At 53.0% G+C, this 26,065-nt stretch carries 28 protein-coding genes; 23 read left to right on the top strand and 5 right to left on the bottom strand.

Annotated features, from left to right (window positions below):
• Nucleotides 1–4: 4 nt before the first annotated feature.
• On the bottom strand, nucleotides 5–439 hold the full coding sequence (locus tag VMC84_RS12525; protein ID WP_325381157.1) for a nucleoside 2-deoxyribosyltransferase: 435 nt from the start codon (nucleotides 437–439) through the stop codon (nucleotides 5–7).
• A gap of 90 nt (nucleotides 440–529) precedes the next feature.
• Here VMC84_RS12525 and VMC84_RS12520 point away from each other — a divergent pair, with 90 nt between their 5' ends.
• The 8 genes from VMC84_RS12520 (at nucleotide 530) to nikR (VMC84_RS12485) (ending at nucleotide 8,002) form a co-directional block, all read left to right on the top strand.
• A complete protein-coding gene (locus VMC84_RS12520; RefSeq protein WP_325381155.1) occupies nucleotides 530–970 on the top strand; it encodes a formylmethanofuran dehydrogenase subunit E family protein in 441 nt (146 codons plus the stop codon).
• An 11-nt stretch (nucleotides 971–981) separates the two neighbouring features.
• Complete coding sequence (locus tag VMC84_RS12515) at nucleotides 982–1,707, top strand: metal ABC transporter ATP-binding protein (RefSeq protein WP_325381153.1); 726 nt, start codon at nucleotides 982–984, stop codon at nucleotides 1,705–1,707.
• Nucleotides 1,708–2,541 (top strand): metal ABC transporter permease, encoded by an 834-nt coding sequence (locus VMC84_RS12510; RefSeq protein ID WP_325381151.1) that lies wholly within the window; start codon nucleotides 1,708–1,710, stop codon nucleotides 2,539–2,541.
• 71 nt (nucleotides 2,542–2,612) lie between these two features.
• Complete coding sequence (locus tag VMC84_RS12505) at nucleotides 2,613–3,581, top strand: metal ABC transporter solute-binding protein, Zn/Mn family (RefSeq protein WP_325381149.1); 969 nt, start codon at nucleotides 2,613–2,615, stop codon at nucleotides 3,579–3,581.
• A gap of 655 nt (nucleotides 3,582–4,236) precedes the next feature.
• The gene (locus tag VMC84_RS12500; protein WP_325381147.1) at nucleotides 4,237–5,292 is read left to right on the top strand and encodes an ABC transporter substrate-binding protein; all 1,056 of its coding nucleotides are present in this window, start codon (nucleotides 4,237–4,239) and stop codon (nucleotides 5,290–5,292) included.
• A gap of 12 nt (nucleotides 5,293–5,304) precedes the next feature.
• Entirely contained in the window at nucleotides 5,305–6,324 is a 1,020-nt protein-coding gene (locus tag VMC84_RS12495; RefSeq protein ID WP_325381145.1) for an iron ABC transporter permease, read from the top strand.
• A complete protein-coding gene (locus VMC84_RS12490) occupies nucleotides 6,321–7,112 on the top strand; it encodes an ABC transporter ATP-binding protein (RefSeq protein ID WP_325381143.1) in 792 nt (263 codons plus the stop codon). The genes VMC84_RS12495 and VMC84_RS12490 overlap by 4 nt, the downstream gene beginning before the upstream one ends.
• 470 nt (nucleotides 7,113–7,582) lie before the next feature.
• On the top strand, nucleotides 7,583–8,002 hold the full coding sequence (gene nikR / locus VMC84_RS12485) for a nickel-responsive transcriptional regulator NikR (protein WP_325381141.1): 420 nt from the start codon (nucleotides 7,583–7,585) through the stop codon (nucleotides 8,000–8,002).
• A 4-nt stretch (nucleotides 8,003–8,006) separates the two neighbouring features.
• Here nikR (VMC84_RS12485) and VMC84_RS12480 read toward each other — a convergent pair whose 3' ends face one another.
• Nucleotides 8,007–8,753, bottom strand: a complete 747-nt coding sequence (locus tag VMC84_RS12480) for a P-loop NTPase (protein WP_414676446.1) — start codon at nucleotides 8,751–8,753, stop codon at nucleotides 8,007–8,009.
• A 226-nt stretch (nucleotides 8,754–8,979) separates the two neighbouring features.
• On the opposite strand from VMC84_RS12480, the gene nikR (VMC84_RS12475) reads away from it, so the two are divergent.
• Nucleotides 8,980–9,402 (top strand): nickel-responsive transcriptional regulator NikR, encoded by a 423-nt coding sequence (nikR, locus tag VMC84_RS12475; RefSeq protein WP_325381137.1) that lies wholly within the window; start codon nucleotides 8,980–8,982, stop codon nucleotides 9,400–9,402.
• Nucleotides 9,403–9,507: 105 nt separating this feature from the next.
• On the opposite strand, the gene VMC84_RS12470 is transcribed toward nikR (VMC84_RS12475), so the two are convergent.
• Nucleotides 9,508–9,648: a hypothetical protein gene (locus VMC84_RS12470; protein WP_325381135.1), complete on the bottom strand. Its 141-nt coding sequence runs from the start codon at nucleotides 9,646–9,648 to the stop codon at nucleotides 9,508–9,510.
• A 101-nt stretch (nucleotides 9,649–9,749) separates the two neighbouring features.
• Here VMC84_RS12470 and VMC84_RS12465 point away from each other — a divergent pair, with 101 nt between their 5' ends.
• The gene (locus VMC84_RS12465) at nucleotides 9,750–10,769 is read left to right on the top strand and encodes a sirohydrochlorin chelatase (RefSeq protein WP_325381133.1); all 1,020 of its coding nucleotides are present in this window, start codon (nucleotides 9,750–9,752) and stop codon (nucleotides 10,767–10,769) included.
• Nucleotides 10,770–10,775: 6 nt separating this feature from the next.
• Here the strand turns inward: VMC84_RS12465 and VMC84_RS12460 are convergent, their stop codons facing one another.
• The gene (locus VMC84_RS12460) at nucleotides 10,776–11,255 is read right to left on the bottom strand and encodes a carboxymuconolactone decarboxylase family protein (protein ID WP_325381131.1); all 480 of its coding nucleotides are present in this window, start codon (nucleotides 11,253–11,255) and stop codon (nucleotides 10,776–10,778) included.
• 226 nt (nucleotides 11,256–11,481) lie between these two features.
• Here VMC84_RS12460 and VMC84_RS12455 point away from each other — a divergent pair, with 226 nt between their 5' ends.
• The 3 genes from VMC84_RS12455 (at nucleotide 11,482) to VMC84_RS12445 (ending at nucleotide 13,913) form a co-directional block, all read left to right on the top strand.
• Nucleotides 11,482–12,765, top strand: coding sequence for a cytochrome c biogenesis protein CcdA (locus VMC84_RS12455; RefSeq protein WP_325381129.1), 1,284 nt, complete (start codon nucleotides 11,482–11,484; stop codon nucleotides 12,763–12,765).
• A gap of 148 nt (nucleotides 12,766–12,913) precedes the next feature.
• Nucleotides 12,914–13,222, top strand: coding sequence for a hypothetical protein (locus VMC84_RS12450; protein WP_325381127.1), 309 nt, complete (start codon nucleotides 12,914–12,916; stop codon nucleotides 13,220–13,222).
• Between the two features lie 58 nt (nucleotides 13,223–13,280).
• Nucleotides 13,281–13,913: a hypothetical protein gene (locus tag VMC84_RS12445; RefSeq protein ID WP_325381125.1), complete on the top strand. Its 633-nt coding sequence runs from the start codon at nucleotides 13,281–13,283 to the stop codon at nucleotides 13,911–13,913.
• Nucleotides 13,914–14,519: 606 nt separating this feature from the next.
• On the opposite strand, the gene VMC84_RS12440 is transcribed toward VMC84_RS12445, so the two are convergent.
• Nucleotides 14,520–15,857, bottom strand: coding sequence for a GAF domain-containing sensor histidine kinase (locus tag VMC84_RS12440; protein ID WP_325381123.1), 1,338 nt, complete (start codon nucleotides 15,855–15,857; stop codon nucleotides 14,520–14,522).
• Nucleotides 15,858–16,063: 206 nt separating this feature from the next.
• On the opposite strand from VMC84_RS12440, the gene VMC84_RS12435 reads away from it, so the two are divergent.
• The 10 genes from VMC84_RS12435 to VMC84_RS12390 all read left to right on the top strand — a co-directional run.
• On the top strand, nucleotides 16,064–16,222 hold the full coding sequence (locus VMC84_RS12435; RefSeq protein ID WP_325381121.1) for a hypothetical protein: 159 nt from the start codon (nucleotides 16,064–16,066) through the stop codon (nucleotides 16,220–16,222).
• Nucleotides 16,223–16,284: 62 nt separating this feature from the next.
• Entirely contained in the window at nucleotides 16,285–16,737 is a 453-nt protein-coding gene (locus VMC84_RS12430) for a DUF3795 domain-containing protein (RefSeq protein ID WP_325381119.1), read from the top strand.
• A 160-nt stretch (nucleotides 16,738–16,897) separates the two neighbouring features.
• The gene (locus tag VMC84_RS12425) at nucleotides 16,898–17,983 is read left to right on the top strand and encodes a tRNA (guanine(10)-N(2))-dimethyltransferase (protein ID WP_325381117.1); all 1,086 of its coding nucleotides are present in this window, start codon (nucleotides 16,898–16,900) and stop codon (nucleotides 17,981–17,983) included.
• Nucleotides 17,984–18,300: 317 nt separating this feature from the next.
• Nucleotides 18,301–19,185, top strand: coding sequence for a hypothetical protein (locus VMC84_RS12420; RefSeq protein ID WP_325381116.1), 885 nt, complete (start codon nucleotides 18,301–18,303; stop codon nucleotides 19,183–19,185).
• Nucleotides 19,186–19,190: 5 nt separating this feature from the next.
• Nucleotides 19,191–20,069 (top strand): MoxR family ATPase, encoded by an 879-nt coding sequence (locus VMC84_RS12415; protein WP_325381114.1) that lies wholly within the window; start codon nucleotides 19,191–19,193, stop codon nucleotides 20,067–20,069.
• Nucleotides 20,066–20,971: a vWA domain-containing protein gene (locus tag VMC84_RS12410; protein ID WP_325381113.1), complete on the top strand. Its 906-nt coding sequence runs from the start codon at nucleotides 20,066–20,068 to the stop codon at nucleotides 20,969–20,971. Before VMC84_RS12415 ends, VMC84_RS12410 begins: the two co-directional genes overlap by 4 nt.
• 289 nt (nucleotides 20,972–21,260) lie before the next feature.
• On the top strand, nucleotides 21,261–22,634 hold the full coding sequence (locus VMC84_RS12405) for a TldD/PmbA family protein (RefSeq protein ID WP_325381111.1): 1,374 nt from the start codon (nucleotides 21,261–21,263) through the stop codon (nucleotides 22,632–22,634).
• A gap of 1 nt (nucleotide 22,635) precedes the next feature.
• Complete coding sequence (locus tag VMC84_RS12400) at nucleotides 22,636–23,997, top strand: TldD/PmbA family protein (RefSeq protein ID WP_325381110.1); 1,362 nt, start codon at nucleotides 22,636–22,638, stop codon at nucleotides 23,995–23,997.
• 78 nt (nucleotides 23,998–24,075) lie between these two features.
• On the top strand, nucleotides 24,076–25,197 hold the full coding sequence (locus tag VMC84_RS12395; RefSeq protein WP_325381108.1) for a hypothetical protein: 1,122 nt from the start codon (nucleotides 24,076–24,078) through the stop codon (nucleotides 25,195–25,197).
• Between the two features lie 422 nt (nucleotides 25,198–25,619).
• The coding region (locus tag VMC84_RS12390; RefSeq protein ID WP_325381106.1) for an archaellin/type IV pilin N-terminal domain-containing protein at nucleotides 25,620–26,065 on the top strand (446 nt) is incomplete at its 3' end.

The raw sequence follows: 26,065 nt of genomic DNA, 5'->3' as shown, positions 1-26,065 counted from the left end.
GGGCTTATTCGTGCGGACGCACTGCGGGGCTCATCCCTTTTTTCGGCTTACCCGTCTGATAAAAGTCCATTAGCCGGCCATCGATCTCATCGAAGCCATAAACGACATGCGAAGAGCTATCGATCATTAGCGAATAGTACCTGTCCCGCTCCACGAAGGCGGCCATGGGCCGGCCAAGAGCGAACGCATAGCCCATTTCCCATATCGTCCCGGCGTCCCTGCCGTCGAGTATCGCGAACACGCCATCGCTATTCTTGATCTCCCGGCATAGAAGCCTGAAACGCCTGTTCTTCTCTGCTTTACTGCCCAGGTCGATCGGCGGATTGCGGTGGTACGTGCTGTATACTTCGAACCCGATCCCCTCGAGTGCGTCCTTTACGCGGCCGATGCGCAGGACCTCGTCGTCGCTGAAGAACGACCCGGATAGGAATAGTCTCATAGAATTTAATACGTAGCATCAATGATAAAATAGTTATTATTTCATAATAACAACGTAAAATTTAAGCGTTAATAGTATGAATTTTATTGCATGCACGATACTGGCGGTTGTATATACACAGGCCTGGAAAAAGATTATACGATAGAGGACCTGGCGGCGTTCCACGGCCACCTGGGCCCGTACATCGTTCTAGGATACAGGATGGGCAAATACGTAAGGCGATATTTCTGCCACGACCCGTTCAAGATGAGCGCCGTCGTCTACTGCTCGGGGAAGACGCCGCAGTCCTGCCTGGCGGACGGCGTGCAGATCGGCAGCGGCTGCACCCTGGGCAAGAGGAACATCGAGCTCGTAGTGAGCGACGAGGTCAAATGCGAATTCAAGGCGGACGGTAAAAAGCTGGTCATGAGGCTGAGGCCCATTAAATTCCCGCCCAGGGATGATCACCACTACAGTGAATTGATCGAGCGATTGGCCGCGGACATGTATGGCAGGGACGATACGGATCTCTTCACGGTAAGCTCGAACTGAGGGACAAGGGATTGGGCATCATTGACCTGAAAGGCATATACACGGCCTACGAGGGCGGTGACAGGCCGGTCATCAAGGACTTATCGCTGAGCGTTGATAGTGGAGAATACGTGGTCGTCGGAGGACCGAACGGCGCAGGCAAGACGACGCTTCTGGAGTCGGTTAACGGTATGGTCAGTATCACGCACGGCAGCGCGTCCGTCTGCGGCCTCGAAGTGCGGCGGCAGGGCATCGAGGTCCGGAAAAAAGTAGGGTATGTGCTCCAGAGCTTTTATTTTGACCCGTTTACACCCTTCACGGTCGAACAGGTCGTTCTCATGGGCCGATATGGCCGGCTTGGCCTGCTGAAGAGGCCCGGATGGGCAGACATCGAGGCGACGGAAAGAGCCATCCGGGCCGTCGGCATCGAAGACCTGGCTAATAAGCCGATCGGCACGCTGAGCGGCGGCCAGCAGCAAAAAGCGCTCATCGCCCAGAACATCGCCCGGGAGCCCGAGCTGCTTTTACTGGACGAGCCTTTTAGTAATCTGGACTTTAGCTCCCGGGAATACATCACCGGGATCCTGAAGAGCCTCGTCCGGAATGGCACGACGATCATGATGGTCTCGCACGCCTTCGACGGCCTCCCGGACATGCGGATACGCATCGTGGTCATGAACGCAGGGCGAATATCGTACGACGGCGCCTGCGGCGCCGGAGAGGTGGCGGACATCGTCCGCGCCCGGGCGGTGGCCTGAATGTTCCTGGAGCCGCTGATCCCGAACAACATCGTCTGCCACGCCATGGAGGCCATGATCCTGGCATCGATCTCTTGTGCCATTCTCGGAGTCTTCATCACCCGCATGAACCTCTCGTCGATCGGCGTCACCATGTCCCACGCGGCGTTCGCCGGGGCGGCCGTCGGCATGTTCATGGGCATCAATTCAACGCTGGCCGCCGTGGCCTTCTGCGTCTGCATCGCGGCGCTCCTGGGGCCACTGAGCGACCGGTCCCGCATGTCGGCGGATACGACCCTCAGCGTGCTATTCGCGATGTCCATGGCTGTCGCCGTCTTTTTCATCGCCTATCTCCAGTATTCGGGTAAAGGCCTGGCGGCGGGCAACCTCCTCTTTGGTAACCTCCTATCGCTTTACCGGCAGGACATTTACCTGCTGGCGCTCATCTGCCTAATCACAGTGCTGTTCATCATCGTCTTCTATAAGGAGATCCTGGCGATTATCTTCAACATGAAGATCGCGGAGGCTTCGGGGATCCGGACCAAACCCGTCTATTATGCCCTTTTATTCATTACCGCCATATCGGTCGCCCTGTGCATGAACATCGTGGGCGGGCTACTGATCTTCGTATGGCTCGTCACGCCCGCGGCGATCGCCTACCAGTTCTGCTTTAACGTGCGCAGTATGTTCGTCGTCGCGCCGCTCGTCGCGCTCGTGATCAGTGCCACGGGCGTCTGGGCCGGATTTCAATACACGCTGCCCATCAGCCCCCTGGTAGCAATCTTACTAACGCTTGTATTTTCCTTTTCAGTAATATTTTCATTAAAAAGGCGGGTAACAAGTAATAAAGGTTAAATAATTAGTAACATAACTTCTTATGTATGACAACCAATCGATTATTCCTTATATTGCTTGTGTCTTTACTGTTGATTTTTCTAATCGCGCCGGCCGCTGCAGAGCAGGCTACGGGGAAGATCCAGGTCGTCTGCACGACCAGCGTGCTCATGGACCCGATAACGTACATCGGCGGAGATAAGGTCGTGGCGATCAGTATTTCTGACCCCGCTTTATGCCCCGATGTCCAGAGCGACATCATACCGAGCCGCATCCAGATGAACGCTGATTTCATCAAGAACGCGGACTTGTTCGTCGCTTTTAACGACTCGAACGACCAGTACTTCAACATCCCGGCCGTTGAAAAATACATGTCCTCCAACAACTACGGAAACGTCACCTGGCAGTGCATTTCCAATCCCATGGCCGGATGGAACACGCCGGATACGGCGAAGGGAGTCGCCGCCCAGGTGAAGGGCTGGCTCGAGGCGAAGGACCCGGCGAATAAGAGCTACTACGAGCAAAGGTATGACGACTATCTGAAGCTGTTCGACGCCATTCAGCCGACGCCCGCGGAGAAGGCGCAATTGAACCAGACCAAGGTCATCGTCATGATGTGGCAGATGGACCCGGTGCAGGGCTGGCTGGGCATGGACGTCGTGAACTTCTATGCGCCCGAGTTCGTCATGAACGGATCGAAGACCGCCGACAAGGTCGTCGCGGACATCAACGCCAATCCGGACAAATACAAGAATGTATCGTATATCATCGAGAACATGCAGTCCGGCGAGCTGGCCAAGGGCATCGAGGAGGCCCTACACGACCATGGCATCAACGCAAAGCGCGTCATCTTCACGAACTTCCCCAGCTCGGTGCCGAATACGGCCACGATGGCCGATGTGCTCAAGTACAATAAGCAGCTGGTACTGCAGACGACATCTTCGCCGACAGCCGTACCCACGACAGCAGCGACAGCACAGCCAACGCCGGTGGGTATCGAAGCCATCGCAGCCGGTATGCTGATCGGAGTAATAATAGCCATATTCAACCGTAAGAAATAAATCTCCAGGGGCCTCGAAAGAGGCCCGTTTTTTTATTTAATATTCCACAATTCTAGCCCAGGACAATATGTGAAACAATCATATTGTTATATGCAGTCTGCCGATCAAATAATAAAAAACCCGATAATCCAGTATTAAAATATGAGGAATATGAGGATTGAACGGGCGCAAGAGTATTAGCGTTGGGAGGCTGGTGCGTTATTCGAGTCAAGCGTTTTTCGAGCTTTCTGTACCCGGAGGAGGGTTGGTCGAACATTAACATCTTGCGCCCTCACCCCAATGTTATTACGATAATTTAATATTGTGTTACTAGTTGATAAAGATTTCTATAATAGTAATAAAAAGTTAGTTTGGTATTAAGATGTTGATAGGTTTCTTTTTTATCACAGTCCAGATTTTATAGGGGTTAAATTAGGATAACTGGTTGAGCCACTAGCTTATTTTGATAATCAATATGAGATTAGATCACCGCAATCCAGGTTATATTATTTTTAAAAATCAAGTCAAATTGTGTGAACAAAACCTATAAATATTTTTCAAAAGTAATACTAATAGATAAATTTGTAACAAAAAACGTTTGTAAAATAAATAATTGTAAGAATAAGTGGTGATATCAAGCATGAAATATTCAAAGCTTTTAATCGCTACCATTTTAATGATGGTAAGCATCTCGCTACTGATTGCGGGCTGTACGACCACGAATACGGGCGCTTCGGCCACGCCGTCGGCGACGACGACGCCGGCCCCGCAGACGGTCACGGTCATCGACGACCGGGGCATGACGATCACGGTGCCCTACCCGTGTAAACGTATCGTGTTCCTGGTCGAGAACGCGATGAACACGATGTACGCCATCGGAGGCGCCGACGATATTGTGGGCATCGGCGACATCTGGATGCCCCAGTACAAGGAGGCCTTCTTCCGCGCCGTGGACCCGGACTATAATGCCACCCTGAAGATCTCCACGAGTAACGGCGCGGACCTGGAAGCGCTGGCCAAGGCGAAGCCGGACCTGGTCGTGCTCTGGTCGGCGGACTGGAATGACAAGGACACGAAGGCCATCTCGGAGAACCTGCACGTGCCGGTCTACGGCGTCTACCTGAGAAACTTCAGCGACATCTACAAGCAGCACCGGGACTTCGCCAAGATCACGGGCAACGAGCAGCGCGGCCAGCAGGTGCTGGACACGATGAACGCCACCATGAAGAAGGTCACGGACGTCACCGCCACGATACCCGATAACCAGAAGCCGACGGTCTACTGGATGTGGGGCGACGTCTACGGCACGGCGGGCTTGCACAGCTCGACCAACGACCTGATCAACGCGGCGGGCGGAAAGAACGTCCTGAATAACTGGAACAACGACACGAAGTACGACGAGCACCCGGTCCTGACCATGGAGGCGATCCAGGCGCTGAACCCGGACGTCATCTACATGTGGTACAACCCCAAGCTCGACCCCAAGGACGTCATGACCGGCGACGACTTCAAAGCCTGGCGGAACATCAGCGCCGTCAAGAACGGCCGCGTCTACGAGCTGAACGACCCGTTCCTGGACGACTCCATGACCTCGCGGCTGCCCCTCGTGGTGATGAAGATCGCCAAGAACATCAACCCGGATAAGTTCGCCTCGCTGGACCTGAACAAGGAGTACGACGCATTCTTTGTATCGGTCTATGGAGTGCATTACCCCGGGTATGCAAAGGCATAAGGTGGACGGGCAATGGCGATAACCCCGAAGATGTGGAAGACCATCGCCGCTTTTTTATTTATAATTTCGCCTCTGCCGGCGTTCGTGATATCTCTTTTCATCGGCAGTTTCGGCCTTTCGATTAACGAGACCCTCGGGGTCCTTGTTTCCCGGATCTTCGGCACGGGCCTGGACTATCCCGGCATGTACAACAGTGTCATCTTCGACGTCCGGCTGCCGCGCATCCTGACGGCGCTGCTGGTCGGCGGGGCGCTTTCCATATCGGGCGCCTCCTTCCAGGGCATCTTCAAGAACCCCCTCGTTGACCCGTATATCCTCGGGCTGTCATCGGGCGCGGCGTTTGGCGCCGCCCTGTCCATCGCCATCCTGCCCACGCTGCCCCTGGAGCCGGCCGCGTTCGCGTTCAGCCTGCTCGCCATCGGCCTGGCCTACCTCATGGCCCGGAATAAGGGCGAGACCCCGGTGATATCGCTCGTCCTCTCGGGCGTCATCACCTCGGCCATCTTCACGGCGCTCCTGGGCATCGTCCAGATCAAGACGAATGAGAAGGCCCTCCAGAGTATCGTCCTCTGGATCATGGGCACCTTCAACGCCTCCACCTGGTCGAAGCTGAACGAGTCCTGGTACCTCATCGTGTTGGGGTGCGCGGTCATAATCCTGCTGCGGTGGCGGCTCAACGTGCTCGCGCTCGGCGATGAGGAGGCGAAGTCCGTGGGCATGAACACGGAATTATATAAAGTATTATTCATCGTGGCCGCGTCGCTCGTCGCCTCGGCCTCCGTGGCGATTGCGGGCATCATTTCCCTGGTCGGCCTCATCGTGCCGCACATGATACGCATGGTCATCGGCCCGGACCACCGGCTGCTCATCCCGCTCTCGTTCACGTTCGGGGCGGCATTCCTCGTCATCGTGGACGACGCCTCCCGGGCGGCTTTCGGGTTCGAGATCCCGGTGAGCATCATCACGACGCTCATCGGCGCGCCGTTCTTTATTTTTATTTTGCGCCGGGCGAAGGTGGGCGGCTGGGAATGACCGAAGGCATCCGAATCGCGGGCATCGGCAAGGCCTATGGCGGCCTGAAAGTCCTGGAGGGGATCGACGTCTCCATCGAGAAGGGCTCCGTCGTGGCTTTACTTGGGCCGAACGGGTGCGGCAAGACCACGCTCCTGAAGATCATCAGCCGCTATCTCGTGCCGGACCATGGCAACGTATTTCTCGAAGGGAAAAATGTTGCCGAAATGCGGCCGGTGGAGCTTTCGAAAAAGATGGGCAGCGTCCCGCAGTCGCACCGATCGTCCTTTCCCTTTGCGGTGATCGACGTCGTTCTAACCGGCCGGGCGCCGTACGTAGGGGCCTTCTCGACGCCTTCCAAAGCGGACCTCGAAGTCGTCACGTGTGTGCTCTCGACGCTGGGCATCGCCCACCTGGCGGATATGCCCTATACGGCCATCAGCGGCGGCGAGCGCCAGCTCGTGATGATCGCCCGGGCGCTGGCACAAGAGCCGGAGTTCTTATTGCTCGACGAGCCTACGACGTTTTTAGACTTAAAGAACCAGATGCGCGTGCTCGCGCTCGTCACCGGCCTAGCGAGAGAAGAAGGAATGACCGTCGTAATGACTCTGCATGATCCTAACCACGCTCTTATCTATTCAGACGATGTCGTCCTTCTCGCGAAGCTCGATGGGGGCCGCAGCAATGTCGTCGCCCGGGGAAGGGCTCTGGACGTGATGACGGCCGAAAACATCCAGGCGGTTTACGGTGTGGACGTCCAAATCATCGAACACGAGAATAAAAAAATCATACTGCCATATATAAAATAAGAAAAAAAATTGCTGAAGAGTATTTACTTCTTCGGAGTTTTCTTCGGGTTGTGCTTGGCGCAGGTGGCGCACATGGGCATTACCTCCTATTAAAAAATATCTTTTTAACTGATTGAATATATATTTTATCTTATCAATAATAATTAAAATCGTAATACATAGGTCAATTATTCAATGGATGAAAGCATAATTGATGTTAAATTTAAAATTTTTATCAATTTTAAAAGAGTATCGAATTAATATCCAATATATCGTTGATTAATAAAATAAATGTTCGCTTTATATGACCATTATAGAAATATTTAATACTAAGTAATACATTATTTTATATTTGTAATATTAGCGCAAGAGGATAGACAGGATAACCACCCGAAATAAGATATAAATTAAGTTTCATCCAATCGTTCACCTCATAACAAAAATGTCCCCTTGCGCTTATATTAAAAACGCTGAATGGGAGTCGACGCACGATGCAGGATCTGATGCGCATAGGTATTTCCGTCCCGGAACAGCTCATGGGACGCTTCGACGCGATCATCGGCAGCCTGGGATATTCCTCGCGGTCCGAGGGCATCCGGGACGCCATCCGAAATTACATCCGGTATGAGGAATGGATGAGCGAGGTCCACGGGGAGCGGATCGGCATCATCTCCTTCGTATATGGAGAAGACCATCGGGCCATGGTTTCGGGCCTCGTGCGGGTCAAGCACGAGTACGCCGGCCTGACCCTGACGACGGTCCACAAGTACCTGGATACGGATAATTGTATGGACGTCATCGTCGTGCGGGGAGAAGGCGATAGCATAAAACGCTTTGTCGATAAGCTGATGTCGCTCAAGGGAGTTAAGCACGTCCGGCTGACCACGATATCGCCGGAAGATCTCGTGTAAAAAATTAATTTAGGGAATCGGCCAGCGCCCCGAGCTCCGGTATTTTCATGTCCAGCGCCCGCCCTTCGAGCGTGGCCCGGAACAACCCCTTGTCCTCGGGTATCACGGCTACGACGTGCTTGCCTTCAAACCACCCGAGCACCTGTTTTTTAATGTCCTCGTCCATCTTGTTCAGCACGAAGTGGACCTTCGTCCCGTTACCGCCTACCATGGCCTCGATCTTGCGCGAGAGCCGGAGCGACTCGTAGGAGGGGTCGACGATGACGAGGATGTGGTCGAAGCCGGCCTCGATGCCGCGGCCCAGGTGCTCGATGCCCGCCTCGGTGTCCGCGATGACGACGTCCTTTTCGCCCAGCGCCAGATTCTTAAAAAGCAGCTCGGAGAGCGACCCCATCGTGCAGGCGCAGCCCTCGCCGAAGTCGTGGATCTTGCCCACGGCCATGAGGCGTATACCGTCCTTCTCGACGACGTATGCCGAAGGCAACGTGGCGATCGACCAGTTCATCTCGAACGGCGGCTTTGACCGGTCCGTGTAATATTCGACGATCTTCTTCGTGGCCGCTTCCTTGCCGCCGAAATGGCCGATAAAGTCGGCGGGCTCCTCCATCCCGAGCTGCCGGTGGAGGCCGTAGTTGGACTCGTCCAGGTCGACGACTAGGACGTTTAAGCCCCGGACGGCCATTTCCCTCGCGAGAAGCGCCGAAACCGTGCTCTTGCCGCAGCCGCCTTTTCCACACACTGCGATCTTCATCCGATATCTCCTTAATGGTAAAATGTTATTATCGCATAAATATTTTGCTTTTTTTAACACTTAATAATCTGAATTTTTAATTTATTGTTACTAAATCAGGGATAATACAAAAATTAAAAGGGTTAAAATTAACAAATGGCGTCTTTAGCATGGAACAAAAGATATTTTATGTCATAAGTAATATTTTATTAAAAATTAATGTTATATCGTATCGAGCGTGACAACAATGGAACAGGAACTCATGCGCATCGGCGTATCCTTACCGGATAATCTCTTAGGCAGGTTCGACGAGATCATCACGAAGCGGGGCTACTCCTCCCGGTCCGAGGGCATCCGGGACGCCATCCGCAACTATATTCTGAATTACGAGTGGATGAGCGAGGTCCATGGCGACCGTATCGGCATCATATCGCTCCTCTATGACCACGATCAGCGTGGCCTTGTCAACAATATAATCGACATCCAGCACGACAACAGCGAGCTCACGCAGTCCTCGGTCCACGTCCACATAGACGAGCATAACTGCCTGGAGATCCTCACGCTCAGGGGCGACGCCAAGGACATCAAGGCATTTGCCGAGAAGATGATGTCACTAAAGGGCGTGAAGCACGTTAAGCTCACGACCATCACGCCGGGCGCCGAGCTTTAAGGCCAATTATTTAATATATATTTAATTATTATATTATTATTTGTGGTTTAAATGCACGATGAGAAAGGGCACGAGCATAAGCACGGCAAAAAAGAGGAAGAAGAGCTAAAAATGCATGAGCATGCCCACGGGGGCGGCGAAGCCGGCGAGCACGAGCACGAGCACGTCCACAAGCACGCCCACGAGCATGAGCATGGTGAAGAAAAACACGCCCACGAGCACGAGCATAAGCACAAGCATGGGCATAAGCATTAGTCGATTTTTATTTTTTTAAATAACGCCATCTTTATTACGTATTAATAGAATTATAACACGAGTTAGTTGTAAGTCTATTAATCGGTGTTACCATGGGAGATATCGGCATTATCCTGGTCCAGCACGGTGACTTCCCCTTCGATTTCAAGGAGAAGCAGAGGCCGATGTTCGATTTCATCGAGGGCATGCTGGAAAAGATCAGCGATAGGACCCGGGACCTGCCTCGAAAGCCCGACGACCCGTATTCGTGTGACATGCGCATGCTGGCCGACGAGGTCCGGAAAGCGGGGGGCTTTAAACACTTCGAGGTCGGCTACATGGAATTTTCCAGCCCCACTATCGAGGAAGCCGTCGAGAGGCTGGGATCGCAGGGCGTCAAGAAGATCATCCTCGCCAACTCGCCCGGCCTCATGATGCGCAGCTCCCACAGTCTCCTGGACGTGCCCGCGATCCTGCGGGAGATTTCGGCCCGCCATCCGGCCCTGGAGTTAATATATGCCCGCCCCGGCATACCTTTTGAACGGATAGCCAGTCTTTTTATAAAGCGGATCGACTCGGCGCTTGGCAAAAATATCGCGCTGGCAGCAATAATGCCCATAGCCGCTCTAGGGGACGATTTCGGCGTCGTGATGATTGCCCATGGCGATATCCCCCTGGAGCACCTGAGCTCCGGCGAGCTCGGCATGGGAAAGGCGGAGAAACACATCGAAGAATGGTCCGATATGGTCCGAAAGTGGCCGCGCAACGAGGAGAATGACCCGCTGTCCTACGATACGCTGGAGCTGGAAAAGCTGATCCGCGAGAAGGGCGGCTACAGCAACTTCCATGTCGGCAACCTGGAGTTCGCCTCGCCAACGCTGGAGGAGGCCCTCGATAAGGCGCTGGATCAGGGCGCTATAAAGATCATATTCATCGGCGGCACTGGTTTCTGCGACCGGAGCTCGCACACGCTCGTGGACATACCGGAAGCCGTCAATAAGCTCCAGGAAGCCCACCCAGAGATAAAGATGACGTACGCCTATCCCGACATGGGGCTCGTTAGCGCGGACTTCGCTGCCATCATCGTCGATAAGATATTTGAAGCGCTCGAAAAGGGCGGCCTGCCGCTATAAAAAGGATTATTCGATCTTATGCCTGCCGTTATGGTTCTCGTAGGCGATACAGCCCTCGCATTCGCCGCCGATCTCCTCTTTCGCCTTAAACTCTTTTTTATGGTTCTCATAGACGCGCATGGCCTGCGCCATGACGGCGGTGCTGGAAAGCGCGCTGCCGATGAGGATGGCTTCGAAGACCTCGTCGTCCGAGATGCCTTTTCGGGCCGCGACGCGGAGGTGCATGTTCAGGCAGTGGTCGCACTTTAGAGCCGTGGCGACCCCGATGGTGATCAGCTCGACCGTCTTCTCGTCCAGGTGTTCGGGGCTCCTCAGGACGGCGTCGTCGTAGATGATCTTCGGCAGGAGGACGTTGGGCTTGTCGCTCATCGCCTGGAGGATGAATGGAACTTCGCCATAGTCTTCCTCAATGTTCTTGAGGAGCTCCTTGACAGCCTCATCTGGCTCCTTGCCGAACAGGCTCTTGATCGTGTTCTCGAACTTCATTCAACATCACGTCCCGGGCTGAGAATTGAAATAGTATGAGTAGCCACAGTATTTATAGATTATCAGATTGCTTTAATCAATTGTTTTGTTAACGCGAGGTATAAAAATGGGTCGCCGAGGGATGTTACTTTTTTGTATCTTATTGATTTCAGCGATATCCTTTTTTAGTTTTTCGCCTGCGAACTGTTCCGCTCAAAGCCAAACGGGCCATAATGGCACGGTAGATGTGGTATTGATCTATAGCCACGGCTGCGTCGCCTGCGAAAGGGCCAGGCCCGTGACCATGCAGGCGCTCTCGGACATTAACAATAGTACGACGATCAAGGTCAATTATGTGGAATACGTCGACACTTCTAAGGAAGGGCTGGAATACATCGATCGGTATCATCTAAATGGCGTCCCGGGGATGGTCATCAATGGAAATACGGTAATAGGATCGGACGAGTTCGAGGGCGACCGGGGAGTCGTGTATAACCTGATAATACAAAAGATCAAGGACGCAAACCAGTATAAAGTGCCAGTAACAATAGACAGGACGATCATTAGAGACCCTTCAAATGCGTCCATGCTGATCGTGTCGAATACCATCCGGAATGAGGGCAATGAGACGGTGATCTTGAGCTTTTCCGACGGGGAAGGTAACGGCATAAATGTCATAGCGGGAAAAGCATCCTGGGAAGGTGCGATTCAGCCCGGCAACAGTGTCAGCCTTGCTTATAATGCCACGGTAAGCGGCGACATCGACAGGACGCAGAGCCCTGAGATAACGTATCTGGACACGGAAGGGTCCCATGTGATAGTCATGCCGGAAGATACAGTCCCGCCCGTATATCGCTTCGACGTCCTTACGCTTTTGGCCGCCGGCGTGATAGCCGGATTCAATCCGTGCATCATCGCCATCCTGATATTCATATCGGCGGAAGTCGCATCTGCAACGGGAAATAAGTGGGACGTGATGCTAAACGTCCTTGTCTTTTGCCTGGGCATACTGGTAGTATACCTTCTTATCGGCGCGGGACTCTTCGAGGCAGTGAGCTTTATTCCCTGGCTGAGCGACTATCTGGAGTATGCGGTCATCATCATAATCCTGGCTCTCGCCGCCTATTCGTTTTTAAACGCGTACCAGAGGTATAGCGGCAAAGCGCCGGGAGCAGCTACTCGCAGCCTGATCGCGTCGGTCAAGCCGCTATATACAAAATACCGTCTGGCGGGGAGCTTTCTGCTGGGCGGCCTGTTCGGCATGGTAAAAATGCCCTGCGCCGGTGGCATATACCTCGCCATCCTGAGCAAGATCGTATTGTCAAAAGAGGTAATTTCGGGGGCCTTTTACCTGCTCGTCTTTGACTTTGGGGTCATTTTGCCGGTGCTTGCCCTTGGGTTATTATTAGCGCTGGGCTTTGGCGCGGAACGCATGGAAAAGATAAGGTCCCGCCATGCGGTGCTTCTTCATATCCTGAATGGCTCTATTCTGGTACTACTTGCGGCCGGGTTCTTTTTTAATATCATTTAAAGGGAAAGCTTTTACCTTATCATAGGTTACTTTTTCTTATATGCAAGAAAAATATGGCGCTTTACTCTTCACGATTCTATTTTATACTATTGCCATCCTTGGCATAGGCCTTGTTATAGCCTTTATCATTGGGGCATACATTGGCCTGATGAGCGGTACGGATATTTTCCAGGCGCCTCAATTCTTCCGTGCGCTGAGCAACGTCCTGTTCTTCACGGGCGCCATCGTCTTCACATTCGGCGCGTTCGTCGAGTTCTTCGTTAAGGCCAGCTCGCCGTCCATCGCCCGTGCCATGATGCTTCCCCACGAAGTATTTTCGAGGCGTTTTGCCCTGGAGGAAAAAGATAAAGACGCTGCCCGTACGGATGAGTATGCTCCTGGCGGCTGGATGCTCATTGCCATCGGCGCCATCATCATCATCATCTCTGCGGCCTTCGCTTACGTTTCGATGAAATAATCCATATTAATATTAAATTACGAAAAAGTATAAATTTTCAAACCATACTTATTCAACTATGCCCGTTCGCTTAAGGTGCATTCTCTTCGCCACGCTGCTCGTAGCGGTCACGTCGATCGCCGTTCCGGCCTTCGCCGACGAGACATACCTCGTCCACGGGGATTTCCAGCGCTATAATTCTAATATCGTCATCCATTTGCTCCAGGTCAACGTCACCGATAATTACATGGGCAATATCTACCCGTCGAAGGCGCCCCAGGACACGAAATGGGCCCACCTCGTCTACCAGTATGAGAATACAGGTGACCAGATGGAGGTAGGCAACATCCAGTATGAGCTAATCGACAGCCGGGGCCGGGTCTATAAGTTCAACCCGAACCAGGACGAGTATTCGGGCGTGGAGGTGCAGCCGCACTCGAAGTCCGACATCCGGTGGAACGAGATACCTATACCTAAGGACGCCGTGCTTACGAAGGTGCACGTCTTCGAAGGCACGAACCCGAGTTTGCTTTTAGCTAACGAGACCTACGACCTGCAGGCCTTCGGCACGCCCACGCCTACCGTTGTGCCTTCCACGCCTGTGCCATCGATCTACAGATTCGGCTGCTGCTCGCCGCTGTTACCGTTCATCCTAATCGGCAGCCTCGCCATCGTGGGAATATATACGAAAGGCCGCAGCATTAAAAAGTGATACTAAGCCCATCTCAAAATTACTGCTGTGTTGAATAAGTCTGTATATTGTGCACTTCTCCGGCTTAAGCCCGCGAAGACTGTTTCGAGCGCAAAGTCAAAGAAGCATATGCGAAGACCGCGAAGCTACATTTAAAGATTTATTATTAAATGAATGAGTTTAGTCATAATTAATTTCTTTTGCTGTGTTGAATTACTCCCGTATTTTAAGCTTTTTAAGGGCACTGAGGGCACTATTTTTCACCACAGAGGCACGAAGAGCACGGAGGCCCACAAAGTCTTTTTTTAGATTAAGTTACAAAGTACACAAAGCCGGTTCATTGACATCAGGGCACGAAGGATACAAAGACACAGTGGAATGAACAAGAGCACTTTTTACCCCTGTGCCTTCATATCCTGTATCTTAGAAGTTCAAAAAGCGGCTTTGTGTCCTTTGTCTCTTAATTATAAAAAAGTCTTTGTGGGCCTCCGTGCTCTTCGTGCCTTTGTGGTGAAAAATAGTGCCTCCGTACACTCTGAGACTTAAAAGGGCATATTCAACAAAGCAATAATTTCTAAAGGCCTTTACGAAAAAGATCAACGATAAAGTATTGTAAGATAAAAAAAACTATGTCGATGACAGTATCGTAATGACCACGCTTACACCTTTACGGTAGTCGCCGTGCACCCGGTCCTCGACCCATACCCGGCCTCCATACTTATTGGCGATCTTTTTGACCAGGTAAAGCCCCATCCCGCCCTTCAGGCTGGCCTTGACCGGCCGGAAGACCTCCGACTTGAATTCATCGGGGATACCGGGGCCATTATCGGATATTTCGAGCCGGCTGCCCCCCGAGCGTTCTCTCACCATGCGGATATCGACGTCGACCGCCTGGGCTCTGGAGTGGTCGATGCTGTTCTTCAGTATCTCAAAAATAGCGTACTTGAGTAGCAGGCCGATTTCCACGCTATCGAGCCCGGAGGATTTGACGCTAATTTTTTTATGGGACGCTTCCGCGATCTGCTCCACGGCCGATCTCGCGTAATCGACGGCGCCCTTTAGCGGGATGTTATCCAGGGCAGTATTATCGTTTAAGGAGTGAAGCAGCGTGGCCACATCCTTATCATTCACGCCCGCCTGCAATGTCCTGGCGATGATGTTCGCATAAAGTATTGCATCTTCCGCCTTCTCCGCGGCCGCCTCTTCCTGCAGCTTCATATTAAGCGCCGCCGCCACCTGGACGCATAAGGATTGCAGCGCCTCGGAATCGGCCGGCGTCAGGACCTTATCGTTGATCACTGTCAACACGCCGACGAGCTTATCCTGGTCGACCAGGGGCGTGACCACGATGTAATCCCCGCCGAGCTTCTGGATGGCGGACTTGACCTCGGGCATGAGCCCGTAGTCCTTCATGGCCATGACGATCTGTTTTCTGTGGTAGGCCGTCCTGCCCGCCAGGCTCGGGGAGTCGGGGACAATAGGCTGAAGAGAGATGTAGGACTTGAGCTTTTCAGTCCATCCCTTGCTCGCCACCAGCTCGACCCGGCTATCCCGGGCGAGGTACCCGGCGAAGGCCAGATAATGAGTCGTATCCCTCAAGAGCCAGAGCACTTTCTCAAAAAGTTCCTCAGCGCCCTTAGCCTGAGTCGCCATTCGGGGTATGTCCGCGAGCACCTTATCGAGCGTGATCTTCCTGATGCGGATCTCGTCGCTGACCTTTTCGCCCTTCATCCCCTGCATCGGCCGGCATTCCATGGCGAAATAGCGCCGCTTGCCCAGCTTATCCGTATCTTCATATACCGCGCCGGGCCTGCATACGCCCCTCGCGCCGGGGAATAGCTGGCTGAGCTTTGCGCCTGCTCCGAGGCCCCTGTGAGAGAACCATTCGCTGAAGACCGCGTCGCACCAGACGATGGTGCCGTCGCTGGCGACTATGCATTTTCCGTCGGCGGGTATAAGCTCCATACATATGCAGTGGCCACGTTATTCGTATTAAACTTTTATATTTGCCTGCGCACCGGCCTCTTTTATCCTTTTGTACAAATTGTTTAACCTGTTTGTGTTTATATAAAAATAAATTAGGACATTTAATCGTCAGATTTAAGCCATATTAGCGCTTAATGTACAAATGCAGTAATGCTGCAGTGGAAAAGCATATGGGTATAGGAAATATGTCAGTCGTCAAGGACGCCACAAAGCTGGGCGGCCTGCTAATGCCCCTGCTGGTCATTTTCGGCCTGCTCGTGTTATGGGTACTGATCGTTGTGATCTGCCTATTCCTCGGGCAGGGACTCGACGTGCCACTTTACGGCAATATCTTGATACACTAACCCTTTTTAAATTTTTAAGACGCGAAAATGATTTAAATATCCGGGCCGCATAATGCTCCTTCATGTCCGATAGAGCTCTCGCCGGCAAGTGCGGCATGTACTGCGGCAGCTGTCCCGTACACCGCGCATCCCGGGACGGGGACGAAAAAAAGATCTTCGAGCTTTCTTTCAAGACCCGCTGTACCATCGACATGATCAAATGTGAAGGCTGCGGCACTGCCGACCGATTCGCGTTAAGCAAGAGATGTATTTTCCGGAGGTGCGCCCTGGGCAGAGGCCTCGAGTCCTGCAGTATGTGCAATGAGTTCCCCTGCGATTCCCTGCAGGGGCTTTATGAGGACGACATGCGGTCGAAGGGCGAGGCAGAAAAGAACGCCAGGCGTATCCTCGAGGCCGGTATCGATAAATGGCTGGAGGAGGCCGAAGCCCGGTGGCAGTGTAAACACTGTGGCAGTAAGCTCGCCCTGGATATGAAAGAGTGCCCCGGCTGCAAATCTGTGGTTAAGCCACTGTAAGCTTAATTAATAATTCTGGGGATGTATGGATGAAAGAATGATTATTATTTATTAGATATTTGGTTACGCCAGGCGGCACCAAAATTTTATTAATATTTTTTATAGCCTTAATGAGTTCATCAAAACATTATTATGGTTTAACCCCACATTCAGCCCTCTGATGATGGTAAAGGAGGGCCGCGTCTCTATCGAGACGGGTAACGCGTTCTATAATCCCCGGATGGAGATGAACCGGGACATTACCGTCGCTTGCTTAGAGGCCCTACCGGAGATATCGGATTATATTGACGTTATGTCGGCTTCGGGCATCAGGGGGATCCGGGTGAAGAAGGAAGTATCCCGGGATATAAGGGTCACGTCGAACGACTGGGATGAGCCCGCCTGCGAGATCATAAAAAATAACGCGGAAGCGAACGGCGCCTGCCTCGAAGTATCGAACTGCGGCGCCAACACGCTGCTTTCGCAGCGCTCCTTCGACTTTGTGGACATCGACCCCTTCGGTACGCCCGCGCCGTACATTAATTCAGTCTGCTGGGCCTCGAAGCGTGCCATGGGCATCACGGCGACGGACACGGCCCCGCTCTGCGGCGCCCACCTCAAGTCGGGCATCCGGACCTACGCCGCATATCCGCTCAAGACCGAATATTACCCGGAGATGGGGCTGCGCATCCTGCTGGGCAAGGTCGCCCGGGAGGAGGCGAAATACGACCGGGCGCTTAAGCCGCTGCTCTGCCATACGACGGAGCACTATATACGGCTGTACCTCGGCGTTTCGCATGGGCGGGCGGAGGCGGACGCGATGATGAAGGACATCGGCTTTATCGTACATTGTTTTAAGTGCAAGAACAGGTTCGAGCTGAAGGGGCTCGCCGTCCAGGCGACCGAGACGTGCCCGGTGTGCGGCGCACCCGTGCGAGTGGCCGGCCCGCTATGGCTTGGCATGACAAAGGACCGGGCATTCGTAGAGAAGGTCATCGGTGTGCTGGAGGCGGGCCAGTTCAATAAAAAAGAGAGAGCTATTCGCATGCTAAGCCTGGTGAGGGACGAGCTGGATACATCCACATTCTATGACCATCATGCCATCTGCCGGGACCTCAAGGCCACGCCCACGGACATCCCGACTCTTCTGGGCGACCTGAAAAGGCAGGGCTATGCAGCATCGCGCACCCATTATATGGGGGTCGGATTCAAGACGGACGCCCCGATAAATGTCATCCGGGGAACCGTATTACGATTATCCGGCTGAGCGCTTCTATCACAACTATTATATGTTTCGATGAAGTATAGTTAAAAGGTTAAAAGCCAAATTAAGTATAATATTTGAAAAAAGTCGGGGTATAGTCAAAAATAATTTGCAAAGCGACTGTAAGCTTTATAAACACTAAATGCTTACTTAGTGTCTGTTGGGTGTTCGGTGAGGATATGCCTGATCTGAATTTGATAAATATCCTGATAATGGTATCTATCGTCATTATATCTCTCGCGATTATGCTCGCTATATTAAAAGTGCGAGAGATCGAAAACGGAACTTTGAAAACGATAATTTATATTATACTTGGTCTCGTGCTGTTCGCAACAGTGGGTTTCGCCTATAATATGTGGGAGAACCAGCCTTCGGGGGAGATAATGTATGCCAGCGATATCGTCGCGCCATATACCCAATTCTACCCAACTCTCGTTCTTTCCCTGGCTATTGCGGCAACGGTGCTGATCACGTACATGGAGAAGGACAGCTATTCATTCATCTTCGCGGGCATGGGCTTCGCCGTCCTGGCGCCGGACATTTACAAGTATATATTCCTGAACGGCCGTGCGGACCTGGCGCTCCTCGGCTGCGCCCTCTGGGCTGTCCTGTTCGTCATCTGGGCGTTCATCTGGAAGGATCACACGATGAGCGAGACGACGTTGAGCGAAAAGATAATGACCTCGCTCAAGGCGACGTTCATCTCGTATCCGATCTATCTGTTCACGGCCATCATTGCCGTATTCGGGGAAAGCCCCCGCGGCATCGATGCCGGCGCCCTGTCCGGTATAGCAAATTCAATACCCGATATCATAATGTTCATACTGGTAACGATTTGGCTCTATTTCCTCGTTAATATCATCATCGTCTCCTTGATGTTCGTCGCCCATGATCTGATATTACATCTTTTAAATTATCGGCGTGTCGTAAGCAAAAAGGGCATCATCTATGAAAAGATCCCCTCCGCATCGGCGATCGCTGCGGCGGCTACCAGGCCCCGGGTGAACCATTACGCGGGCCTCATGAGCGAGATGGATCTCTTCAGCAAGAATATCGGCGAAGTGGACCGCATCAAGGCGGCGTCCACGATAGGGCGCTTCAAGAGTGAGTACCAGACTCTCGCCGCCAAATATAATGGCGACGACAAGACGGACGCGGAAAAAATGATAAAGAATATAGAGATTGAGTTCATGAAGAAGTACTGATCCCTATGACGCTGCTGAACCGCGAGGACATGATCAAGATCATCGAGACCTGCGAGGTTAAGGGCCAGGACGAGGCCATCGTCCGGGCACTTATGTACATTAATCTTGGCTATCCTATCATGCTCTACGGTCCTCCGGGCAACGGCAAGACGACAATTGCCGAGCATATTTTAAACTATATATCCAGCGGCGACAACTACTACCGCATCGAGGCCACGGAAGGGATGACCGAATACCATACCATCGGCGGCTTTCATCCGCTCTCGATGTCGGGGAATCCCGAGCTGTCCCAGAAGTTCATCTACAAGGATGGTATCATCACCCGCTCGGTGAAGGAGCATAAGAACCTCCTGATCGACGAGTTCAACCGTGCCCCGACGACCGCTTATTCTGGTTTGTTCATGCTTTTATCCGCGGGCATACTGCCCGTCGAGTACAGCGAGGAGGTCCTGAAGAAGCCGGATAACTGGGTGCTGGTAGTCACGGCAAACCTGGGCGACGAGGGCACGTTCAAGATGAGCTCTGCTCTCAAGCGCCGGTTCATCCCGATCTTTATAGGCTATATTAATCGCTTCACCGAAGAGAAGGTCATCCGCTCCTATGCCCCGAACATGGACCCGGCCATCGTGAATGCCATCCTGGACTTCGCCGAGGAGACGAGGAGGCTCTGGCAGGAGGAGAAGGTACTCCCCCTGGGCCTGTCCACGGACGGCGTCATAAAGATGACGCGGTACTGCGATCTTTCGATCTCGGAGGGCCTGGACGGCAAGACCGCTTTCACGGATGCCGCGATGCACCAGGGCATCGTCATCGCCGACGAGACGGACTATGCATCCATACAAACGGTTAACGAGCTGGCCTTGAGGATCGCGAGCCGCCTATGATCTTCGACGACGATACCAGGATCCGCGAGGCCTGCGCTAAGTGCCTGACAGACCCCTCGGACGTCGACGCTTATGACGATCTGATGAACGGCACGCGCATCATCGGCCGCAGCTTTTTACGCTTATATAATATCATGCCGTCAATGACCACCCGCATGGTCTATTCCTCATATTCTGGCGGCGGCATCATCTCTTTTGACCGGACTATCTCGACCTTCGGCCAGCATGGCAAGACGCTCGACGGCGTCATCGCCCGCTATCGCCTCAAGGACGTGAAAAAGCTGAACCTCGCCATCATGTACGACGACTCGAACTCCATGACCGCCTGGTGGAGGAATAAGAATATGGGAGCGACGGTCAACGAGTCGCAGTCGCCCCAGTCATACGCCAAGGTGGCCTGTCTGGCCCTCATGGAAGGCTTAGGAAAATCGGCCGACATCAGCCTGTGGACCTTCGGCAGCCGGGCCGAGGGGCCGTACAATGCCAGCGCCAACATGTACCGCCAGCTCATTTCCCGTAATGGCTCCGGAGGTACCCGCCTGGACCTGGCGCTCCAGTCCCTGACTGACCAGGGCTGGCACCGTAAGCGCGGCTCCAAGGTCATCATCGTCCTCACCGACGGCGTGCCCGAGGTCGGCCGTAGCGTCTATGCCGAGGACGTGCTCGTGAACATGAAGGCGTTCGAGCTGATCCGGAATATTCAGTATAACCATGCCCGGTTCCTCTATATTCAGCTTCATACCGACGATTCGCGCCGGTTCAAGAAGAGCGGCGGCTACACCATGACGGAATTCGGCGCGGCCATCGAGAAGATGGGCGGCCTGGTCATAGACGTGGACACGGCGAACAAGATCAGCGACTCGCTCTTCAAGGGCCTACAGCAGGTCCTCAAGCGCCGCTGAAGCCTGAGCCCCTTGAAAAAATATATAAGTGGCTCGAAGATTTTTTCAGCCACGAAGCGACTCCAAGCTGTCTCAAAGCTGCTCAAAGACTTTTTTAAATGTTCTTAAATATCTTCGTGTAGCTTCAGGCCTTCTTAGAGTCGCTTCGTGGCTGAAATTGTTTGAGATCAACTTAACTCTTTTTAGAGGGCCTTGGCATACAGAGACTTAAATTGTAAAGGATAAAGTATACTATAATGTAACATATTTTTTATAGATTTCACACCAGTATATTATATGGTGAGATCTTTTGATCCGCACAGTTGAGCTGGCCCTGGAAGGCAGGGCAGATTACTACGACGTCCGCTATACGAACGTCACGAGCACGAACCTGGAGATGAAGAACAAGGACGTGACCAGGGCCATCGCGGGAAGCGAAGAGGGAGCCTGCGTCCGGGTACTCTACCGGGGCGCATGGGGCTTCGCCAGCGCCCCCGAGCTGACCGAGAAATCGCTCGTCGACGCGGCTGACAGGGCTGCGCGGATGGCGAAGGGCATCGGCGAATCGATAAAGGTTAAATCGTCGCTTGCGCCGATCGAGCCGATGCGGGATGAAGTCGAGATCCCCATGAAGAAGAGTTTCCTTGATATGAGCATGGAGTCCAAGCTCGCCGTCCTCGAATCGACTTATGATGCGCTTAAAGACTATGACTTCATCGCCAACCTGACGACCACTTATAAGGATTCATATACGCTCGAGGAGATCATGTCGTCCGAGGGCGCACATGTCGTCACGAAGACGCCGCGCATCCTCTGGGCGGCCGATATCGTGGGCAGGAAAGATGACGACATTCAGTCGGTGCGGCGCCGTATCGGCAACACGACAGGCTTCGAGGCCTTCGACGGGGATCGTAATATTACTGTGGCCAGGGATGGCGTTGCCTCGCTTGTCGCCTTGCTGGCGGGAAAGTCTCCGCCGTCCGGGCCCATGCCGGTCATCGCGGATAACGGCCTCTGCGGGGTTTTCGCGCACGAGGCGGTGGGCCACGCGTCCGAGGGAGACCTCGTGGCCACCGGGAACTCCTGCTTCGAAGGGCTTTTGGGGCAGACGATCGGCAACGAGATCGTGACCATTAAGGACGACCCCACGATACCGGGCCTCTTCGGCAGCTTCATTTATGATGACGAGGGCGTCCGCGCGAGGACGAAAGTGCTGGTCAGGGACGGCGTGCTCAACGATCTGATATTAAACCGGGAGACAGCCGCCCGGCTGGGCTTAGAGCCGAACGGCGGCGCCCGGGCCGAGTCATATCATTACAGGCCTATCGCGCGGATGAGTAACACGTACATCGAAATGGGCGATGCCACTTTTAAAGAAATGCTGGAGGGAATTAAGCGGGGCGTCTATGCAAAAGACAGCCGGGGTGGTCAGGTGGATACATCTCAGGGGCTCTTCCAGTTCAACGCCCAGGAGGCCTACCTCATCGAGAACGGCGAGATTACGAAGCCGCTGCGGGACGTGTCCCTGTCCGGTAAGACGCTGGACATCCTGAAGCAGATCGACATGGTCGGCAGGGACCTGACGCTGGGCCACCCGGGCATCTGCGGCAAAGGCCAGTCGGCACCCGTGAGCGACGGGGGGCCGCACATACGGATCGCGAAATGCGTCGTAGGAGGCAGGTAAGATGCAGGACGAGCTTTTATCGATCGCGAAAAAGGCGGTGGACGCGGGAGCGGCCGCCGGTGTCCAGTGCGAGGCGTTCGTGCAGAAGGCCCGGCATACCTCGATCTCGGTGGAGGGCGGGAACGTCACGTTCGGCTCCATGGACGGCGACTACGGCATCGGGCTCCGAGTCATCAAGGATCGCCGCACCGGCTATGCATATTGCTCCGACGCGACCATCGACTTCGGCCTGAAGCAGGCCATCGCCGCCACGCGGTTTGGAAAGCCGGGCGACTACGCGTTCCATGGCGATAAGGACTATGCCGGCGCGCGCTCCCTTTTCGATAATCGTATCGCCTCCCTGGTGCCCGAGGACGGCATAAGCCTGGCCAGGGATATGATGGAAGGGGCTTCCTGCGATAAGCGGGCTTTCCCCGCCAGGGGCGGCATTGGCTTTGGAACTGTCGCCATGGCCGTCGCAAACTCAAACGGCGTCGCCGCTTACGACGAGGGCACGATGGTGAGCGGCAGCATCATGTCCCTCATCAAAGAGAGCGGCATGGTCGCCAACGGCAGCGAGTCCGATATGTCGCGCTTCCTGGACATCAACTTCGAAAAGATCGGCAATACGGCCACGGAGAGGGCGGCCAGCCAGCTAAACCAGAAAGGCATCGAGACTGCGCCAATGACCGTTATAATGAGGCCGAGCGCGGCATTTGATATATTTTGTAACACCGTCGCACCCGCGTTATATGGTTCGGCCGTCAAGAAGTACGAGTCCGTCTATGCGGGTAAGATAGGAAAACAGGTGGCCGCAAAAGGGCTGACGATACTTGACGACGGCACGTTCGACAAAGGGCTGAACACTTATGCCATGGACGAAGAAGGCTACCCGAGCCGGAAGAACGTGCTCGTCGAGGACGGCATATTAAAGATGTTCCTGTATGACGAATTTTCGGCCATCGAGAGCGGCACGAAGCCGACGGGCAGCGCCATGCACGCCGACCGGCTCGACGCGAGTACGTCCTACAAAGTGCCCCCGACGACATGCGCCCGAAATATCATATTCAACGGCCCGACGATGAGCGAGGAGAAGATGATCCGGGACACGAAGAACGGCGTGCTGGTGCTGGACGTGCTGGGGGCCCATACCGCGAACCGTGCCAGCGGCGACTTCTCCGTGGCCATATACGCAGGATATGCCATCAAGGATGGAGAGCTCGCTTACCCGCTCAAGGGGGGCATGATCGGCGGCAACATGCCCCAGATGCTCATGAATGCCGAGCTGGCGGACAACTATAAGCTCGAAGGCTCGGGGCTGTCGCCCGCGACGGGATATATGCCGAGCATTAAATTTGAGAACATAAGGGTATCCGGCGAATAATGTCATTGAGTAAAAACGAGCTTTTATTTTCCTAAACTTTTAATATATATTTATAGTTATAATATTAGAGGCATCAGGATGTCGAGGGGCAGAAAGCTTGTCGTATGTATACTGTTACTGCTGGCCATCGCATCACAAACGATACCGTCTTTTTGTTATGGCACCGGCATACGGGCATATGCCCCCACGACCAGGTCTGCGGACGCCGATAAGCTGCCTTTTACCTATAATGGCTCTTTTGTCGTCTATAATGACGGCAACCGGAATGGAGTATATATTATTAGGGTCGGGGTCACCGAGCCCACCAGTATAGACTGGCTTAACCTGAGCGAATCCGTTTTAACATTAAGGCCCGGAGAGTCTAAGATCGTCTATTTTACATTGAGCGTAACAAACGAGACGGCAAAGCCCGGCGAGCAGGAGTTCATATTCACGCCGACCTTGCTGACGACGAGCGTGGAGCCATACCTGGACGATTTCGCCAATTACATTTCCAGCGCCGACTCGTTCCTTTTCAGGCTGAACGTGTCGGGCGTGCCGGCCCTAACAACAACAGGGACGCCCGTCGTCTTTGTCCAGAGTAACAAGACCAACTATGTGCAATATTCCGTGCTCCAGGACACGAATAAAGTCGTGACACTGCTGGACCGGGCCATCAAGCTGAACGTCCAGGATAAAGCCGTTGCCGGCGAGCCCGTGCCCGTCTCTATATCTATATTTGAAGGCCTGAGTAACCGGGGCATATCCTTGCTGGCCGTATCGCCGGAAGGCGCAGTATATCCAGTCAGCGAGGGAAATGTCACCTTTGACCGCACAGGGCTTTGGGGTATCATCGTCATGGTGGGCGATGAGATGATCCTGGGAAAGACTGTTGAGGTCATTCCCGTGCAGTCACCGCTCGCCGGTATCGATATGAGCACCGTGCTTGCGGGGCTGTCTCTGCTCATATTATTATCTGTCGTTCCTCTCTGGACTATCACTCCCCATAAGCAGGCCATGGATCCCTATGAGAACGTGATCTACCGCGCCAGGATCATTCGTAAATATATCGATCGTTTTGATGCGGCGCGGCTTCGCAGGGCAGTGAAAATGCTTCAGGATGAGTATGACGGCCTGGTGGCGCAGGGCGCCCGGGGTAAAAGAAATACGGCAAAAAAAGCGATAGAAGAATTGGAGACGCTTGCCGAAATGGGCCAATAGATACCGTAATAAGAGATGGTTATAGTTAAGCAATTACATGCCGCATCAGTTATCACAAGTAATACTGCGCGCTGCAACATAATAATTTCTAAAACAATCAAATATATTTAGCTTACCATAACTTGTAAAATTAATATGTTCTATTTTAATCAAATATATTTCAATAAGTAAAAAAACTAAGGATTTTCCATAAAAATTATCACAATAACGCGTTAAAAAACTTTAAAAAAGAATAGATTTATATACTACAGGTTGCTTAACAATAGATTGTGGTGCGGCAAAGAATTGCATCATATCGTTCAAAAAAAACGATTCTAAAAACGATTTACGAACGATATTGAAGAAATCGTGCCTCAACATCGAAAAAATTTCGATGTAGGGGAAAAATATTGCGATTCAAAGCCGCATGGAGGAAATTCGAAATGTCTAAGGCAAATAAATTCGTCAAGAATGATGCGGGTTTCACTGGTCTGGAAGCCGCAATCGTACTGATCGCCTTCGTGGTGGTAGCTGCAGTCTTCTCCTACGTCATGTTAGGGGCCGGCTTCTTCACTTCGGAGAAAGCGAAGCAAACTGTGCACACTGGTGTGGACATGGCAACGTCGTCTGTCCAGACTTCCGGCGATATCATCGGTACTGGCAGCACCGACGGTAAGACTGTAACCGATATTGCTGTAACGTTACAGCTCACTGCAGGTCAGAGCCCGATCGACTTAAGCAAGACCATTGTATCATTCCAGGACAATAACCAGTATGTTGCAAAAGCATATGATGGCGCTACTGATGCGACTGTTAATACCAAGACCATTTGGCTGCACTCTAATGATGCAACGGCAAACAGCCTGATAGAGCCAGGAGAGCTTGTCCA

The sequence above is a fragment of the Methanocella sp. genome (genome assembly GCF_035506375.1).
Classification (GTDB): Archaea; Halobacteriota; Methanocellia; order Methanocellales; family Methanocellaceae; genus Methanocella.
The sequence above is the reverse complement of the archived record's forward strand: the minus strand, read 5'-3'. Positions and strand labels throughout refer to the sequence as shown.